The organism is Klebsiella sp. B345, assembly GCF_051131735.1.
In the GTDB taxonomy this organism is placed as follows: Bacteria; Pseudomonadota; Gammaproteobacteria; order Enterobacterales; family Enterobacteriaceae; genus Klebsiella.
Genome location: NZ_CP180443.1, coordinates 4,704,954 through 4,722,786, shown reverse-complemented (window position 1 = coordinate 4,722,786; position 17,833 = coordinate 4,704,954). Strand labels below are relative to the sequence as shown.

The following is a 17,833-nucleotide window of genomic DNA, read 5'->3' as shown; positions in this document are numbered from 1 at the left end:
TCTTCTGTCCCTAATTTAGAACCGCCAGAGACGGCGGGACAGAAGACAATGCTGATTTTGCGCTTATTTACCCAACTTTGCACTTACTCGAAGGGGGGCGGCGCCAGCACTTCACGGTTACCGTTATGGCCCTGTTCGCTGACGATACCCTGCGCTTCCATTTGCTCGATAATACGGGCTGCGCGGTTGTATCCGATACGGAACTGACGTTGCACGCCGGAAATAGACGCTTTACGTTTTTCAGTAACAAAGTTCACCGCCTGATCGAACAACGGATCCAGCTCTTCCGATCCGTCAAAGCCGCCGCCACCACCTTCGCTTTCGCTATCCGACGTGATGCCGTCCACATACTGCGGACGTCCGCGTGCTTTCCAGTCCTGGACCACCGCGTGAACTTCCTGGTCGCGGACAAACGCGCCATGCACACGAACCGGCATGGTGGAGTTCGGCCCGGAGTAGAGCATATCCCCCATGCCCAGCAGCGATTCGGCCCCACCCTGATCGAGGATGGTACGCGAGTCAATTTTGCTCGATACGGTGAAGGCGATACGCGTCGGAATGTTTGCTTTGATCAGGCCCGTGATCACATCAACAGACGGACGCTGCGTTGCCAGAACCAGGTGAATACCCGCGGCACGCGCTTTCTGCGCCAGACGAGCGATCAGCTCTTCTACCTTCTTGCCGACGGTCATCATCAGGTCGGCGAATTCATCCACCAGAACCACGATATACGGCAGCTTTTCAAGCACCGGATGCACGGCATCCATGCTGTCGCCCGGTTTCCAGTACGGATCCGGGATCGGGCGGCCCATCCGCGCCGCTTCGGCGATTTTCTCGTTGTAACCCGCGAGGTTACGCACGCCGAGCGCCGACATCAGCTTGTAGCGACGTTCCATCTCGTTCACGCTCCAGCGCAAGGCGTTGGCGGCGTCTTTCATGTCCGTGACCACTTCGGTCAACAGATGCGGGATCCCTTCATAGACCGACAGTTCAAGCATTTTCGGGTCGATCATGATGAAGCGCACATCTTCCGGCTGCGCTTTATACAGCATGCTGAGGATCATGGCGTTCACACCGACCGATTTACCAGAACCGGTGGTACCGGCAACCAGCAGGTGCGGCATTTTTGCCAGATCGGCCACCACCGGATCGCCAGCGATATCTTTCCCTAACACCACGGTCAGCGGCGATGGGTTATCGCGGAATTTCGTGCAGTCCAGCACTTCCCGCAGGTAGACGGTCTGACGCTTTTTGTTCGGCAGCTCCAGGCCAACGTACGGCTTGCCCGGGATCACTTCCACGACACGTACCGCCACGGTGGAGAGCGAGCGCGCCAAATCGCGCGACAGGTTTGAAATACGCGCCGCCTTCACGCCCGGCGCCAGGTTCAGTTCGAAGCGTGTGATCACCGGTCCCGGCGAGTAGTTCACAACATCGGCCTTGATGCGGAAGTCGGCAAGACGGGCCTCCACCAGACGCGCCATTTGCTCAAGAGCAAAAGTATCAACCGGCTCAACTTCACTCGGCGGCGGAGTCAGCAGATCCAGCGACGGCAGCGGCGTCGTCGGTCTTTGCAGCGGACGGCTGTCGCCATTGCGCATCAGCAGCGGGTGAATCAGGCTCTCCTGCTGCGGCTGAGCGGCACTCTGCGAAGGCACATGTGCCTGCTGCGGCTGATAGCTTTGGGCTGCAGGATGAGCCTGCGGTGCCATCTGCGGATGCTGCACAGTCTGGTGCACCGGTTGTTGATGCATCGGCTGTTGATGTACCGGTTGAGAAACCTGAGGCTGCATTGCTGGCGGCGGCGTAACCGGCTGTTGATAGTGCTGCTGTACCGGCAGCTGGGCTTCCGGTGTCGGCGTGAACAGCGGCGCTTTCGGGCCGTCGTCAACCAGCGCTTTCATCGGCGAAAAATCATAATCTGCCGGGGTGAACGGCGTCGCGCCCTGCGGCTGTTCGCTGCTATAGCGCTGCTGCTGAGAGGCGGCAAACTGACGGGCCAGCTCGGCTTCGGCAGCGCCGTCATCGTCGTCTTCATCCGATGCGTAGACTTCCCCGTAGCGCTGCTGCTGGGTGGCGGCAAACTGGCGAGCCAGCTCGCCCTGCTCCAGCGCATCGACTTCTTCGTCGGTTAGCGGTTCATCGTCATAATTCTGGTCAAGCTCCGCTTTACGTGCCTGCTCTTCGGCCATACGTTGCGACGGGAGCTTAATGCCGTAGGATGCCAGCTCACGGCGCGTCGGGACGCGGACATGGTTGGGGCGCGGCAGTTTTGGACCAATCCCTTCTTTCACCTGCACGCGCGGCCCACCGGATGCCGGACTGAACAGCGGTGCGGCAGAGGATGCCACAGAAGCAGCGGCTACCGTTGCCGCCGTGGCTGCTGGGCCGGTGGCCTGATGCACGCCAGCAGCAAGTGCGCTGACTGCAGCAGCCTCTGCGGCAGGTGCCGGGGCCGGCGCTGACGTTATCGGCCGTGTGGCGACCGGGCTGGCCGGCTCAGGAATCGGTTGATACCAGGCGGCCAGCTGTTCGCGTTCACGCGCACGCTTCTCTTCGACTTCTTCAAAATAGTACATCGGCGGACGCTGCGGCTTCACCTCTTCCTGCGTCGCTTCAGGCTCAATAGCAGGTGTAGAAGAAACCGGCGCTTCCGAGTGATACACCGGCTGCTGTACCGGTGCCTGTTCAGGCTGATAGGCCTGATGCTGCGGGTAAGTCGGCTCCGGCTGATACACCGGCTGCTGTACCGGCGCCAGCTCAGGCTGGTAAGCCTGATGCGGCGGGTAAGTTGGCTCCGGCTGATACACCGGCTGCTGTACCGGCGCCTGCTCAGGCTGATAGGCCTGATGCGGCGGGTAAGTCGGCTCCGGCTGATACACCGGTTGCTGTACCGGCGCCTGCTCAGGCTGATAGGCCTGATGCGGCGGGTAAGTCGGCTCCGGCTGATACACCGGCTGCTGTACCGGCGCCTGCTCAGGCTGATAGGCCTGATGCTGCGGGTAGCCTGATTCCGACTGATACACCGACTGCTGTACCGCTTCCGGTTGATACGCCTGCGGCGCAAGCCCGGCATCTGACTCAGCCCACACCTGCGGCGCCGCAGTCGCGGCAGCTACAGAGGTCAACGGATCGGCAATATTGTGGCCATTCAGCAACGGATCGTACGGGTCAAAATCACCTGGACGCGTTGCGCTGGCGCCAGAAAACAGGACATCGTCAGCATCTGCCTGACGTGCTGCGCTGGAACCTGAGAACAGTACATCATCAGCCGCAACGGGAGCGCCCTTCGCGCTGAACTGCACCTCTTCTTCGGCATCGTCCATGCGCTTGCCGGAGAACAGCGCGGCATCGGTTTTGCGGCCCATCGGATTAGAGAATTTTTCTGCCAGACGCTGCCGACGCGCTAAGGCGCTGCGTAAAATACGTGCGCGACGCGACCCTTGCGGTTTCGTGCCGTCATCAACACCATCTTCATCGTCTTCGTACTCGTCTTCATCATCCACCCAGGTATCGTCCCGACGGGTACGGTTGCTGGCGAAGGTGAGTACAGAAAGAATAGCGCCGCCGAGTTTTTCCGCGATGCTCACCCATGACCAGCCGGTAAACAGCGTTAAACCAGCCGCCCAGATACACAGCAGCGCAATCGTGCCGCCGCTGCTGTGCAGCAACGGTTGCAGGGTGGTGCTCAGCAAGCTGCCGATAACGCCACCGGAAGCGAAATACCAGATATCATCGGCATTGATTGACGCCAGGCCGCAGGAGGTGAGGATCAGCGCCAGTGCACCAATCAACCGTAGCGAGACGGCAAAATAGTCGATGTACTCGTCATTGGTCTGGTTACGCCAGGCAAACCAGCATCCACCGATGATGATCACCGGGATGGTGTAAGCCATCACGCCAAAGATGAAAAATAGCGTGTCGGCAAGCCAGGCGCCGGGTATGCCGCCTATGTTATGAATGGGTTCATGCCAGGCCGTTTGTGACCAGCTAGGATCCGAGGGATTAAAGCTCAGTAATGCTGCCATCAGCCAGATGGCAAACAGAGAGCAAAGGATGAGTAACGCCTCAAGGAGTCGGCGCCCGCTGCTTAACTTTGTCAGTTTGACTTCTTTGTCTTCGGTGTATTCCTGGCTCAAAAAAGGCTCTCCAGGTATCAGGCTGTTTCCTGCCTGCTGCTAAAACGGACAACAGTGCCGGGTCTCCCCGGCACTGTTGCTGTATGGATTAACAGGAGTGTAATCAAACTGCGACGAGTTTGCACCTGTTCCGTGTTAGCGCGTCTTAATAACCAGACGATTGCTTTGCTTGACTTCTTCCATTACCACGTAGGTACGGGTGTCGTTTACACCCGGCAGGCGCAGCAGGGTTTCGCCCAGTAATTTGCGATACGCTGACATATCTGGTACACGGGTTTTCAACAGATAGTCGAAATCGCCGGAAACCAGATGACACTCTTGAATTTCTTCAAGTTTTTGCACAGCGGAGTTAAATTGCTCAAACACATCCGGCGCGCCACGATTCAGAGTAATCTCAACAAATACCAGAAGTGATGCATCCAGATAATGCGGGTTGAGCAGCGCCGTATAGCCCTGAATAAAACCCTGTCTTTCCAGTCGACGCACACGCTCAAGGCAAGGCGTCGGTGAAAGTCCCACCCGTTTAGAAAGCTCGACGTTTGAAATACGCCCGTCTTTTTGCAGCTCATTCAAAATATTACGATCGATGCGGTCGAGATCTTTGCCAGGGCGCTTCTTGCTATCTACCATTATTATTGTCTCTCTGTATTCCTTCCCTACTCCTGTTCCGACTCTGAGCCTTCACTGCCCGAGTCCATCCTGTTATTACCCTTTACGACATTGAGTAACCCAGGGGTACGTGAGAAGCCCGTTGCCTGACGGCAGTCACCAACATCACGCATGGCGTCTGTCCACACCATGCGTAGATTTCGCTAACCCGGATAAAAATGGCATCTGCGTGCATGAAAATTCGCCACACGCGAAACACTGTTTTTTTCTTCCATGAATGTTTTCGCAAAAGCACAGGGGATTGTCAAAGCAAAACATCGATTTTTAGTACAAGATGCCAGATATTCATTATACCCCCCCGTTGATTCTCATGTTTTCATCTTATAATTGTCCCGCTGACAGTAGAATTAGTTATATTCCTCGTTCGTTAAATCACCAATTCATCGGCTACTTCTATTGCACACATCGTTAACAAAATCGCTGTGCTCTTTTTTTACGACAACAAATTCCCTACAATCCAGCCCAATGTATGCCAATAAATTATGGGGATCTCATGGGCACGACCAAACACAGTAAACTGCTTATTCTTGGTTCTGGACCTGCGGGATATACCGCTGCCGTCTATGCAGCGCGCGCAAACCTGCAGCCAGTGCTGATTACCGGCATGGAAAAAGGTGGTCAGTTGACCACCACAACAGAAGTGGAAAACTGGCCTGGCGATCCGAACGATCTGACCGGCCCGCTGCTGATGGAACGCATGCATGAGCATGCAACAAAGTTTGATACCGAAATTATTTTCGACCATATCAACAGCGTCGATCTGCAAAACCGCCCTTTCCGTCTGGTGGGCGACAGCGGTGAATACACCTGTGACGCATTAATTATCGCCACCGGCGCGTCCGCACGTTATCTGGGGCTGCCGTCGGAAGAAGCGTTCAAAGGCCGCGGCGTATCCGCCTGCGCAACCTGTGACGGTTTCTTCTATCGCAACCAGAAAGTCGCCGTTATCGGCGGCGGCAACACCGCGGTTGAAGAAGCGCTGTATCTGTCTAACATCGCCGCTGAAGTTCACTTGATCCACCGTCGCGATTCTTTCCGCGCCGAAAAAATCCTCATTAACCGCCTGATGGATAAAGTGGCAAATGGCAATATCGTGCTGCACACCCATCGCACGCTGGAAGAGGTCACCGGCGATCAGATGGGCGTGAGTGGTCTACGTCTACGCGACACGCAAAATACCGACAATATCGAGTCTCTGGACGTTGCCGGCCTGTTTGTTGCTATCGGTCACAGTCCTAACACCGCCATCTTTGAAGGCCAGTTGGCGTTGGAAAACGGCTATATCAAAGTGCAGTCAGGGATCCACGGCAATGCCACCCAGACCAGCGTTCCGGGCGTCTTTGCCGCCGGCGATGTGATGGACCACATCTATCGTCAGGCGATCACCTCTGCGGGTACCGGCTGCATGGCTGCACTGGATGCCGAGCGTTATCTTGATGGTTTAGCCGACGCTTGCAAATAATCTTTACAAGTCAGTAACAAAGGTAAAGAAGGCGACGAAAAGTCGCCTTTATTTTTTCCTCGTTGTAACATTGCCCAGCCTAAAAACCTCATAACTACACCTGCAAAGTGCGCAATGAATAAAACCCGTCAGCAAGAGTTAACACGTTGGTTAAAAAATCAAAGCATTCTCTCCCGTCGCTGGTTGATGATTTCCCGTGCGTTGGGGGTCATTAGCGGTCTGCTGATCGTCGGCCAGGCCTGGCTGCTGGCGCGGATCCTTCATCGCATGATCATGGAGAATATTCCGGCAACGGCGCTGGTGCTGCCGTTTATTGTGCTGGCATTAATTTTTATTCTCCGGGCCTGGGTGGTCTGGTTCCGCGAACGGGTGGGATTCCTGGCCGGACAGCATATTCGTTGCGAAATTCGCCGCCAGGTGCTCGATCGCTTACAACAGGCGGGCCCGGCGTGGATTCAGGGCAAACCGGCAGGAAGCTGGGCAACGCTCATTCTTGAGCAAATTGATGATATGCACGACTACTACGCGCGCTATCTGCCACAGATGACGCTGGCGGCTTGCGTGCCACTGTTGATTGTCCTGACTATTTTCCCGATTAACTGGGCCGCCGCGCTGATTCTGCTCGGCACCGCACCGCTGATCCCGCTGTTTATGGCGATGGTCGGCATGGGTGCGGCTGATGCCAACCGTCGAAACTTTCTGGCGCTGGCCCGGTTGAGCGGCCATTTCCTCGATCGCCTGCGTGGCATGGAAACCCTGCGGCTGTTTCATCGCGGTGAAGCTGAAACGGACAATATTCGTGAAGCCTCTCAGGATTTCCGCCAACGGACGATGGAAGTGCTACGCCTCGCCTTTCTCTCGTCGGGCGTGCTCGAGTTTTTCACCTCACTCTCTATTGCGCTGGTGGCGGTCTATTTCGGTTTCTCCTATCTTGGCGAGCTGAATTTCGGCCATTACGGCGTCGGAGTGACCTTGATGTCGGGTTTCCTGACCCTGATCCTGGCACCGGAGTTTTTCCAGCCGCTACGTGATTTGGGCACCTTCTACCACGCGAAAGCACAGGCCATTGGTGCCGCAGACAGCCTGAAGACGTTTATGGAAACGCCGCTGGCACAGGATGAAAAAGGTGAAAAAGTGCTCAGCGACAATGAGCTGATTCGCCTCGAAGCCCGTGATTTATTGATTAAATCCCCGGAGGGAAAAGTTCTGGCGGGTCCACTCAATTTTACACTTCCAGCCGGTAAGCGCGTGGTGCTGGTGGGCCAAAGTGGCTCGGGGAAAAGTTCACTCCTCAACACCTTAACCGGTTTTCTTCCTTACGATGGCTCGCTGCTGGTCAACGGTGTTGAACTACGCGACCTCGACGCCAGTCGCTGGCATCGCCTGCTCAGTTGGGTGGGCCAGAACCCGCAACTTCCGGCGGCAACGCTGCGTGAAAACGTGCTGTTAGCCTGGCCGGAAGCCACCGAGGCACAGCTCCAGCTAGCGCTGGATAAAGCCTGGGTGAGCGAGTTTGTCTCTCAACTGCCACAAGGTATTCACACGCCGGTCGGCGATCAGGCCGGTCGCCTGTCGGTCGGCCAGGCCCAGCGCATTGCCGTGGCGCGCGCGCTGCTGGTGCCCTGCCGTCTGCTGTTATTAGATGAACCTGCAGCCAGCCTCGATGCCCACAGCGAGCAGCGGGTGATGCAGGCGTTGTTTAACGCCTCGTCGCAACAAACCACGCTGATGGTCACCCACCAGTTAGAAGGTATCGCCGATTGGGATGCAATCTGGGTGATGCAGGATGGCCAGATTGTCGAACAGGGTACCTATGCTCAGTTGGCGGCCGCCGAGAGTCATTTTGCGACTCTGTTAGCCCACCGTCAGGAGGAGATTTAAATGCGCGCATTATTGCCTTATCTGGCGTTGTACAAGCGGCATATCTGGCTGCTGACGATCGGTGTAGTACTGGCAATTATCACCCTGCTGGCCAGCATTGGCCTGCTGACGCTTTCGGGCTGGTTCTTATCCGCCAGTGCCGTGGTAGGTGTCGCCGGGATCTACAGCTTTAACTATATGCTTCCGGCTGCGGGGGTGCGTGGTGCGGCGATTCTGCGTACCGCCGGCCGCTATTTTGAGCGTCTCGTCAGCCATGACGCCACTTTCCGCGTTCTGCAACATCTGCGCGTATTCACCTTCAGCAAACTGCTGCCGCTCTCCCCCGCCGGGCTGGCGCGCTTTCGCCAGGGTGAACTCCTTAACCGGGTGGTTGCCGACGTCGATACGCTGGACCACCTCTATCTGCGAGTGATCTCCCCGCTGGTCGGCGCACTGGTCGTAATTCTGGTAGTTACCGCCGGCCTGAGCATTCTCGACGTCACGCTGGCGCTGACTCTGGGCGGGATCATGCTGTTAACGCTGGTAATTTTGCCGCCGCTGTTTTATCGCGCCGGAAAACCGACGGGTGAACATATCACTCAGCAGCGCGGACAATATCGTCAACAGCTGACCTCCTGGCTGCAAGGGCAGGCAGAGCTGATGCTGTTCAGCGCCAGCGACCGCTACCGGGCGCAAATGGAAAAAACCGAACAGCGCTGGCAGGAAGCACAGCGTCGCCAGGCAGATCTCACTGCCCTGTCACAGGCGCTGATGCTGCTGATTGGCGGTATCGCGGTAATTGCCATGCTGTGGCTGGCCTCCGCCGGGGTCGGCGGAAACAGCCAGCCGGGCGCGCTGATCGCCCTGTTTGTTTTTTGCGCCCTGGCAGCATTTGAAGCGTTGGCTCCGGTCACCGGCGCGTTTCAGCATCTTGGTCAGGTCATTGCTTCCGCTCGTCGGATTACGCAAATTACCGAACAACAACCAGAAGTCACTTTCGTACCCGGTGCGGAACAAGCGCCTGAGCGGGTTGCGCTGACCCTGGATAAGGTCACCTTTATCTATCCACAACAGCCTGCCCCTGCGCTGGATAGCGTCTCGTTGCAGGTCACAGCAGGTGAGCATATCGCGATTCTGGGGCGTACCGGTTGCGGCAAGTCGACACTATTACAGCTTCTGACCCGCGCCTGGGATCCGGCGCAAGGTGAGATCCTGCTTAACGGTCAACCGTTAACGCACATCAATGAAGCTTCCCTGCGTCGGGCAATGAGCGTTGTTCCTCAGCGGGTGCATCTGTTCAGCGCCACGCTGCGCGACAACCTGCTGCTGGCCGCCCCTGGCGCCAGTGATGCTCAGCTCACCAGCACCCTGGAACGCGTCGGTCTGGAGAAATTGCTGGAAGACAGCGGCCTCAATGCCTGGTTGGGCGAAGGCGGTCGTCAACTTTCCGGCGGCGAGCTACGCCGACTGGCCATCGCCCGTGCCCTGTTACATGATGCCCCGCTGATGCTGCTTGATGAGCCCACCGAAGGGCTTGATGCGACAACTGAAAGCCAAATCCTTGATTTACTGAGTGATGTGATGCGTGAAAAAACCGTCCTGATGGTTACCCATCGTCTGCGCGGACTGGCACGTTTTAATCAGATAATTATCATGGACAACGGGAAGATTATTGAGCAAGGTAATCACGCAGAACTGCTGGCGCAACAAGGGCGTTATTACCAGTTTAAACAGCGTCTGTAGACGGGATATTTCCCCTCGTTTTGCGTATATACTTTATGCGTTTCAGGGCACCGGCATGGTGCCCTTGCCCCAGCCGTTAACCTGAAACGACAGCGGTAGTGGCTGGTTGAAACACAGCGAGTCTATTGGACAATTGCCTGGTGCGTATTGAGGTTAAAATGCGTCTGGTTCAGCTCTCCCGTCAGTCCATTGCCTTCCCTTCTCCGGAAGGGGCTCTGCGCGAACCGAATGGCCTGCTGGCACTCGGCGGCGATCTCAGCCCGTCACGCCTGCTGATGGCCTATCAGCATGGCATTTTCCCCTGGTTCTCTCCGGGCGATCCTATTTTATGGTGGTCCCCCGATCCCCGTGCGGTCTTGTGGCCAGAACAGTTTCACCTCAGCCGCAGCATGAAGCGTTTTCACCAACGTTCTCCCTATCGCGTCACGCTCAATCATGCGTTTGGCCAGGTCATTGAGGGTTGCGCCGAAAATCGTGACGAAGGTACATGGATCACTCCAGGCATCGTCAAAGCCTATCATCAGCTCCATGAACTGGGCCATGCGCACTCAATCGAGGTCTGGCAAAACGACACGCTGGTTGGCGGCATGTATGGCGTGGCTCAGGGGGCGTTGTTTTGTGGCGAGTCGATGTTCAGCCATGCGGAAAATGCCTCAAAAACGGCGTTACTGATTTTCTGCCAGGTATTTGCCCGCGATGGTGGTAAATTGATTGACTGCCAGGTGCTGAATAATCATACGGCATCGCTGGGAGCCATCGAAATCCCTCGCCGTGATTATCTTGACCGTCTGGCCGAATTTCGTACCTGCCGCCTGCCTGCACGGTTTTGGGTACCGAGGGTGCTATTTTCCGGCCATGTGTAAATGTTTTCAGCACATTTTTCCCCATGATGGTATAATTGCGCAGTAGAGTAGCTTCTGCCTGTTGCCCCGCCGCCGTTTGGGAATAATAAGAGTCAGATAACGCCCATCGTTCTGTCACTCCCCCCTTTACGTTTGCGCCTGTCATGCGGCTTTTCCGTGTGGATTACGGGCAATGCGCCAAAACTACTTCAGAAATTTATATCCTGAATAATTTAGGATGCGTCGGGTTGGCAATGTTAAGTCCCTGGCAGCATCAATAACTATGTGACCGCGTAAGCGAAGACAGCCAGAAAGATAAAGTGCACAAACGTAAACCTTTACTTACTCGCTGAACTTCGGCATTATCTTGCCGGTTCAAAACTACGGTAGTGATACCCCAGAGGACTAGATGGCCAAAGAAGACAATATTGAAATGCAGGGCACCGTACTTGACACGTTGCCTAACACAATGTTCCGCGTAGAACTGGAAAACGGTCACGTGGTAACTGCGCATATTTCCGGTAAAATGCGTAAGAACTACATCCGCATTCTGACGGGCGACAAAGTGACTGTTGAGCTGACCCCGTACGACCTGAGCAAAGGCCGCATTGTCTTCCGTAGTCGCTGATAGTTTTCCGCCCTCGTGGCGTCAGATGCTGAAGGCCGGGATAATTCCCGGCCTTTTCATTTCTGCAGCCGCCTAAAATTGCGGCATAAAAAAACCGGCCAACAGGCCGGTTTTTTGCGATAACCACAGGGTAGAACTTTTAATGTGCGGTTTCCGGTTTATGTTTCTGCGCGCTCTGGAAGTTATAGGTCAACGCACCCTTCTCTTTATCCAGCGCGACGGTCACCTGCCCACCGTCAACCAGTGAACCAAACAACAGTTCGTTGGCCAGCGGTTTTTTCAGGTTATCCTGGATAACACGTGCCATTGGGCGTGCGCCCATTGCCCGGTCGTAGCCTTTTTCTGCCAGCCAGTCTCGTGCTTCCTGACTCACTTCCAGCGAGACACCTTTCTGATCCAGCTGAACCTGCAGCTCGACGATAAACTTATCCACCACCTGATGGATCACCGTCGTGGAGAGATGATCGAACCAGATAATGTTGTCGAGGCGGTTACGGAACTCCGGCGTAAAGATCTTTTTGATCTCATCCATCGCATCCGGGCTGTTATCCTGCTGGATAAGGCCGATCGATTTACGCTCGGTCTCACGCACCCCGGCGTTGGTGGTCATCACCAGCACCACGTTACGGAAGTCCGCCTTGCGGCCGTTATTGTCGGTCAGCGTACCGTTATCCATCACCTGCAACAGCAGGTTAAAGACGTCCGGATGGGCTTTTTCGATCTCATCAAGCAGCAGCACCGCATGCGGATGCTTAATCACCGCATCGGTCAGCAGCCCGCCCTGATCGAAACCAACGTAGCCCGGAGGTGCGCCAATCAGGCGACTGACGGTATGACGTTCCATATACTCGGACATGTCAAAACGCAGTAACTCAATACCCAGCGCTTTTGCCAGCTGCACGGTCACCTCGGTTTTCCCGACCCCGGTCGGCCCGGCGAAGAGGAATGAACCAACGGGTTTGTGCTCATGGCCCAGGCCCGCACGCGCCATCTTGATAGCCTCAGTCAAAGCTTCAATGGCTTTACCCTGACCAAAGACCAGCATTTTCAGACGGTCGCCGAGATTTTTCAGCGTATCGCGATCGCTCTGCGAGACGCTCTTCTCTGGGATGCGAGCAATACGCGCCACCACCGACTCGATATCCGCCACGTTGACGGTTTTCTTACGCTTGCTGGCTGGCATTAAACGCGCCCGCGCCCCGGCCTCATCGATCACATCGATAGCCTTGTCCGGCAGATGGCGGTCGTTAATGTATTTCACCGCCAGCTCGACCGCCGCACGTACCGCTTTCGCGGTGTAACGCACATCGTGATGCGCTTCGTACTTCGGTTTCAGGCCGTTGATGATCTGCACCGTCTCTTCCACAGAAGGTTCGGTAATATCAATCTTCTGGAAACGACGTGCCAGCGCACGGTCTTTTTCGAAGATATTGCTGAACTCCTGGTAAGTGGTTGAGCCCATCACCCGAATTTTGCCGCTGGAGAGCAACGGTTTAATCAGGTTAGCCGCATCGACCTGGCCGCCAGAAGCCGCACCCGCACCGATAATGGTGTGGATTTCGTCAATAAACAGAATGCTGTTGGTATCCTGTTCAAGCTGTTTAAGCAGCGCTTTGAAACGTTTTTCAAAATCACCGCGGTATTTTGTCCCTGCCAGCAGAGAGCCAATATCCAGCGAGTAGATGGTGCAATCGGCCATAATCTCTGGCACGTCGCCTTGCACAATGCGCCAGGCAAGCCCTTCGGCAATGGCGGTTTTACCGACCCCGGATTCGCCCACCAGCAGCGGGTTATTTTTCCGGCGACGGCACAGTACCTGAATCGCACGCTCCAGCTCTTTTTCGCGGCCGATCAACGGATCGATTCCGCCAACGCGAGCAAGCTGATTGAGATTGGTGGTGAAGTTTTCCATACGATCCTCCCCGCCTGCTTGCTCTTCATTGCTGGGCTGGCTTCCGCTGTTATCGGAAGGCTGGCTCGGCTCGTCTTTGCGTGTACCGTGAGAAATGAAGTTAACGATGTCAAGACGGCTGACTTCGTGTTTACGCAGCAGATAGGCCGCCTGCGATTCCTGTTCGCTGAAAATCGCGACCAGTACGTTGGCGCCAGTCACTTCGCTGCGGCCAGAGGATTGGACATGGAAGACCGCGCGTTGCAGCACACGCTGGAAACTCAGCGTCGGCTGAGTATCACGCTCTTCTTCCGTGGCGGGCAGTACGGGTGTGGTCTGTTCGATGAAGGCTTCGAGTTCCTGACGCAGCGCTACCAGGTCCACGGAGCAGGCTTCTAACGCCTCGCGGGCCGAAGGGTTGCTGAGCAGCGCCAGCAACAAGTGCTCGACGGTCATGAACTCATGACGGTGCTCGCGCGCTCTGGCGAAAGCCATATTTAAACTGAGTTCCAGTTCTTGATTGAGCATAGGCACCTCCCCCAATTTTCATGCCTGTCTTCAGGCTTTCTCTAGCGTACACAGCAATGGATGCTCGTTCTCCTTCGCGTATTCGTTCACCATCGCGACTTTGGTTTCAGCAACTTCTGCAGTAAATACACCACAAATCGCTTTACCTTGATAGTGAACCGTCAGCATCAGTTGCGTTGCACGTTCTACATCATAAGAAAAGAATTTTTGTAACACGTCAATAACAAACTCCATTGGAGTGTAGTCATCATTGAGCAATATCACTTTATACATAGATGGTGGTTTAAGTTCATTACGAACTTCGTCTTCTACCAGCTGATCGAAATCCAGCCAATCTCTCTTACTCATCGTCAATGTTCATCAATGGTTGCTGTTGCCAACAGGCGGCGGCCTGTTGATGACCAGTGGCTATGCACATCACAAATCTACAATAGATCATAGATAACTATCATCTATTACTTCCATCCGCGATGTCTGTCACATTCCCCGGCAATAGCGTTAACTGCTTCAAATTTTGACGCATTTTTCGCCTTCCACTACCGTCAATCGCTTGACGCATTTCCGTATTTCTCTAAATTGTACTAGCGAGAGTTGGCGAGCATTTGAACAACTCGTCACTCCACTACCGGTTCATTCCATCTTACTTATAAAGAATTTCGAAGGATGTCGAAGTATGGAAATGGGTACTGTTAAGTGGTTCAACAATGCCAAAGGGTTCGGTTTTATCTGCCCTGAGGGCGGCGGCGAAGACATTTTCGCCCATTACTCCACCATCCAGATGGATGGTTACAGAACGCTAAAAGCCGGACAAGCCGTTCGGTTTGATGTTCACCAGGGGCCGAAAGGCAATCACGCTAGCGTGATTGTTCCTGTGGAAGCCGAAGTGGCTGCATAACGCTTTGACTTCATTGTGTACATCCTGCCAGTAAAATGCCAGTCCTTCTGACTGGCATTTTTTTGTTTCTACTCGCGGGCCAGCGCGTCCACCGGATCAAGTCGCGCGGCATTGCGGGCCGGAAGCCAGCCAAACAGCACGCCGGTCAGCGTCGAACATAAAAAAGCGGTGACCAGCGCCAGCGGCGAAAAACCGATCTCCCAGCCGGGCAAAAACAACTGCAGAACGAAGGCGATCATCAACGATAACGTCACGCCCAGCGCACCACCAACCAGGCACACCAGCACCGCTTCGATCAAAAACTGCTGCATGACATCGCTGGCCCGTGCCCCGACCGCCATCCGAATACCAATTTCACGGGTCCGCTCGGTCACCGATACCAGCATGATATTCATGACCCCAATACCGCCTACCACCAGCGCGATCACCGCCACCAGGGTCAGAAACAGCTGTAATGTATGTGTGGTCCGTTCCGCCGTTTTCAAGATGCTGTCCATATTCCAGGTAAAAACATCTTTTTTACCGTGACGGAGTTCCAACAGACGCAACAGTTGCTGTTCGGCGGTCGCACTGTCATAACCTTCGCGCACGCGCACGGTAATGGAGTTCAACCACGATTGCCCCATCACCCTGCCGGCCATGGTGGAATACGGCAGCCACACCCGCAGAATTTTACTGCTGCCAAACATCGACTGTTTCTCATCCGCCACGCCAACGATGGTGGCAGGCATATTGCCCACCAGGATAATCTCCCCGACGACACGCGCTTTATGCGGGAACAGCTGGCGGCGAGTATTGCTATCCAGCACCACTACCTGCGCCCGGCTATTCAGCTGCAGCTCGTTGAAGGTGTTACCCTCGCTGAAGGTCATCCCGTAAACATTAAAATACTGTGGCCCTACCCCTTCCGCACTGGCGGCAACGTCAACGTTGTCGGCACGCAGGCGCAGGCTTTTTGACACCGCGGGTGTCGCAGAGCTCACCCAGGGCTGTTTTTGAATTGCCAGCAGGTCGTCATACTTCAGCGCCTGCTGGTAACGAGGGTCGTCATCGCCGAAATCTTTGCCAGGATAGACATCGATGGTGTTGGTGCCAATAGCGCGAATATCGGCCAGCACCATCTGTTTCGCCGCATCCCCGACCACCACAATCGACACCACCGAGGCGATACCGATGATAATACCGAGCATGGTTAGCAACGTGCGCATTTTATTTGCCGCCATCGCCCGCCACGCCATCACTAACGCCTCACGAAACCCGTTGGTGAACTGGCGCCACGCGGAAGGCTCCGCCCGGCTCGCCTGACGCAACACGCCGCCGTCCGTTATTTCCTTCGCTGGCGGGTTACGCACAATTTCGCCATCGTGGATCTCAATGATCCGCTCAGCCTGCGCCGCTACCAACGGATCGTGGGTGACGATGATCACCGTATGTCCCTGGGATTTCAACTGATGGAGGATCGCCATCACCTCTTCCCCCGAGCGGCTGTCCAGCGCGCCGGTGGGTTCATCAGCCAGAATCACCTCTCCGCCGTTCATGAGCGCCCGGGCAATACTGACGCGTTGCTGCTGGCCGCCGGAGAGCTGCGAAGGCTGGTATTCCGCCCGCTCGCCAAGACCCAGCCGCACCAGCAGCTCGCGTGCGCGCTCCAGACGCGCCCTGCGTTCCGTACCAGCGTAAACCGCCGGGACTTCAACGTTCTGCGCCGCCGTCAGGTGCGACAGCAAATGGTAACGCTGGAAGATAAAACCAAAATGCTCCCGACGCAGCCGGGCCAGTTCGTCACCGCTCAGTTGCGCAACGTCCGTCCCGGCCACGCGATAGGTGCCGCTGGTCGGTTTATCGAGGCAGCCGAGGATATTCATTAAGGTCGATTTACCCGAGCCGGAGGCGCCGACGATGGCGACCATCTCACCGGCGGCAATATTAAGCGTGACGCCTTTCAACACATCAACGCTGCCGTCACCGGAGAGATAGCTGCGACTGATATCACGCAGTTCCAGCAACGCCGTCATTTTGCGGTCCCGGTATGGCTTTCGCCGGTGATAACCTCATCACCCTCATCCAGCCCTTTCACCACCGCAACATCAGTATCATTGCGCGCGCCAATCGTCACTTCACGCTCTTTTACTTCGCCGGTTCGCAGCAGGCGCACGTTGTAGCGGTTATCACCGACAGCATCGCCCAGCGCACTCAGCGGGATGGTGATAACATTTTTCACTTCCGCCATCTGAATATGCACCTGAGCCGTCATCTCCAGGCGCAGAATGCCCTGTGGGTTCGGCACTTCAAAGCGGGCATAGTAGAAAATGGCGTCATTGACCTTTTCCGGGGTCGGCAGGATATCTTTCAGGCGTCCTTCATAACGGGTCAGCGGATCGCCGAGCACCGTAAACCACGCTTTTTGCCCGGGACGAAGGTGAATTACATCGGCTTCAGAGACCTGGGCTTTCACCAGCATGGTACTGAGGTCAGCCAGCGTCAAGATGTTCGGCGCCTGCTGCGCAGCGATCACGGTTTGCCCTTGCAGGGTGGTAATTTGCGTCACTTCACCGGACATCGGCGCCAGGATGCGCGTGTAGTCGAGGTTGGTTTTGGCTGTATCTAAGGTTGCCTGATTGCGCTTAATCTGCGCCTCAATGGTGCCAATTTGCGCCTCTTTCACCGCCAAATCCGTAGCCGCGGTATCAAGCTCCTGGCGTGATACCAGCTGACGCTGGGCCAGCTGCTGCTGACGCGCTAAGGTGACCGCCGCCAGCTTGCGCTCTGCACGCGCTTGATTGAGCTGGGCACGCAGCTCCATCAGCGTGGCGTCGACTTCTTTTATTTGGTTTTCTGCCTGCTCGGGGTCAATCACCCCCAGCAGCTGATCTTTCTGAACTTTGTCGCCGATATTCACCCGCAGCGTTTTCAACTGCCCGCTCACCTGCGCCCCGACATCAACCTTGCGCAGGGCGTCCAGCTTACCGGTCGCCAGCACGCTCTGCTGTAAATCCCCCTGGCGCACCACCAGCGTCTGATACTGCGGTAACGGCGCATTCAGTATCCGCCATCCCCAAACGGCCACGGCCAGTACGACGACGGCCAGCAGCCACCAGAGTTTCCTGCGCTTTCCATTAAGCTTCATAACTATTCCTGATGTATTTACCCGCAGAGCAAGATGCCAATTCTATCCG

The 17,833-nt window shown here is 55.8% G+C and carries 12 protein-coding genes; 6 read left to right on the top strand and 6 right to left on the bottom strand.

Annotation, left to right across the window (positions count from 1 at the left end):
• Positions 1–83 precede the first annotated feature (83 nt).
• Entirely contained in the window at positions 84–4,139 is a 4,056-nt protein-coding gene (gene ftsK / locus ACMYSO_RS22160) for a DNA translocase FtsK (RefSeq protein ID WP_434667908.1), read from the bottom strand.
• Positions 4,140–4,274: 135 nt separating this feature from the next.
• Positions 4,275–4,769 carry a leucine-responsive transcriptional regulator Lrp gene (gene lrp / locus ACMYSO_RS22155; RefSeq protein WP_002439523.1) on the bottom strand — a complete coding sequence of 165 codons (495 nt, stop codon included), beginning with the start codon at positions 4,767–4,769 and terminating at the stop codon, positions 4,275–4,277.
• A 532-nt stretch (positions 4,770–5,301) separates the two neighbouring features.
• Here lrp and trxB point away from each other — a divergent pair.
• The 5 genes from trxB to infA all read left to right on the top strand — a co-directional run bounded on the left by trxB (position 5,302) and on the right by infA (position 11,343).
• On the top strand, positions 5,302–6,270 hold the full coding sequence (gene trxB / locus ACMYSO_RS22150; protein ID WP_434585736.1) for a thioredoxin-disulfide reductase: 969 nt from the start codon (positions 5,302–5,304) through the stop codon (positions 6,268–6,270).
• 114 nt (positions 6,271–6,384) lie between these two features.
• Positions 6,385–8,151 (top strand): heme ABC transporter permease/ATP-binding protein CydD, encoded by a 1,767-nt coding sequence (gene cydD, locus ACMYSO_RS22145; RefSeq protein WP_434667905.1) that lies wholly within the window; start codon positions 6,385–6,387, stop codon positions 8,149–8,151.
• Positions 8,152–9,873 carry a heme ABC transporter ATP-binding protein/permease CydC gene (cydC, locus tag ACMYSO_RS22140; protein ID WP_434667902.1) on the top strand — a complete coding sequence of 574 codons (1,722 nt, stop codon included), beginning with the start codon at positions 8,152–8,154 and terminating at the stop codon, positions 9,871–9,873. It begins immediately after the preceding gene.
• Positions 9,874–10,031: 158 nt separating this feature from the next.
• Positions 10,032–10,736, top strand: coding sequence for a leucyl/phenylalanyl-tRNA--protein transferase (gene aat, locus ACMYSO_RS22135; RefSeq protein WP_434667899.1), 705 nt, complete (start codon positions 10,032–10,034; stop codon positions 10,734–10,736).
• Positions 10,737–11,124: 388 nt separating this feature from the next.
• Positions 11,125–11,343 carry a translation initiation factor IF-1 gene (gene infA, locus ACMYSO_RS22130; RefSeq protein WP_002211347.1) on the top strand — a complete coding sequence of 73 codons (219 nt, stop codon included), beginning with the start codon at positions 11,125–11,127 and terminating at the stop codon, positions 11,341–11,343.
• A gap of 139 nt (positions 11,344–11,482) precedes the next feature.
• Here infA and clpA read toward each other — a convergent pair whose 3' ends face one another.
• Both clpA and clpS read right to left on the bottom strand, forming a co-directional pair.
• Positions 11,483–13,762, bottom strand: coding sequence for an ATP-dependent Clp protease ATP-binding subunit ClpA (gene clpA / locus ACMYSO_RS22125; RefSeq protein ID WP_434585740.1), 2,280 nt, complete (start codon positions 13,760–13,762; stop codon positions 11,483–11,485).
• A gap of 30 nt (positions 13,763–13,792) precedes the next feature.
• Entirely contained in the window at positions 13,793–14,110 is a 318-nt protein-coding gene (clpS, locus tag ACMYSO_RS22120; protein ID WP_004860017.1) for an ATP-dependent Clp protease adapter ClpS, read from the bottom strand.
• Between the two features lie 325 nt (positions 14,111–14,435).
• Here clpS and cspD point away from each other — a divergent pair, with 325 nt between their 5' ends.
• Positions 14,436–14,657 (top strand): cold shock-like protein CspD, encoded by a 222-nt coding sequence (gene cspD / locus ACMYSO_RS22115; RefSeq protein WP_123756144.1) that lies wholly within the window; start codon positions 14,436–14,438, stop codon positions 14,655–14,657.
• Positions 14,658–14,725: 68 nt separating this feature from the next.
• Here cspD and macB read toward each other — a convergent pair whose 3' ends face one another.
• Positions 14,726–16,672 (bottom strand): macrolide ABC transporter ATP-binding protein/permease MacB, encoded by a 1,947-nt coding sequence (gene macB / locus ACMYSO_RS22110; protein ID WP_434667896.1) that lies wholly within the window; start codon positions 16,670–16,672, stop codon positions 14,726–14,728.
• On the bottom strand, positions 16,669–17,784 hold the full coding sequence (macA, locus tag ACMYSO_RS22105; RefSeq protein WP_434667893.1) for a macrolide transporter subunit MacA: 1,116 nt from the start codon (positions 17,782–17,784) through the stop codon (positions 16,669–16,671). Before macA ends, macB begins: the two co-directional genes overlap by 4 nt.
• Positions 17,785–17,833: the final 49 nt, after the last annotated feature.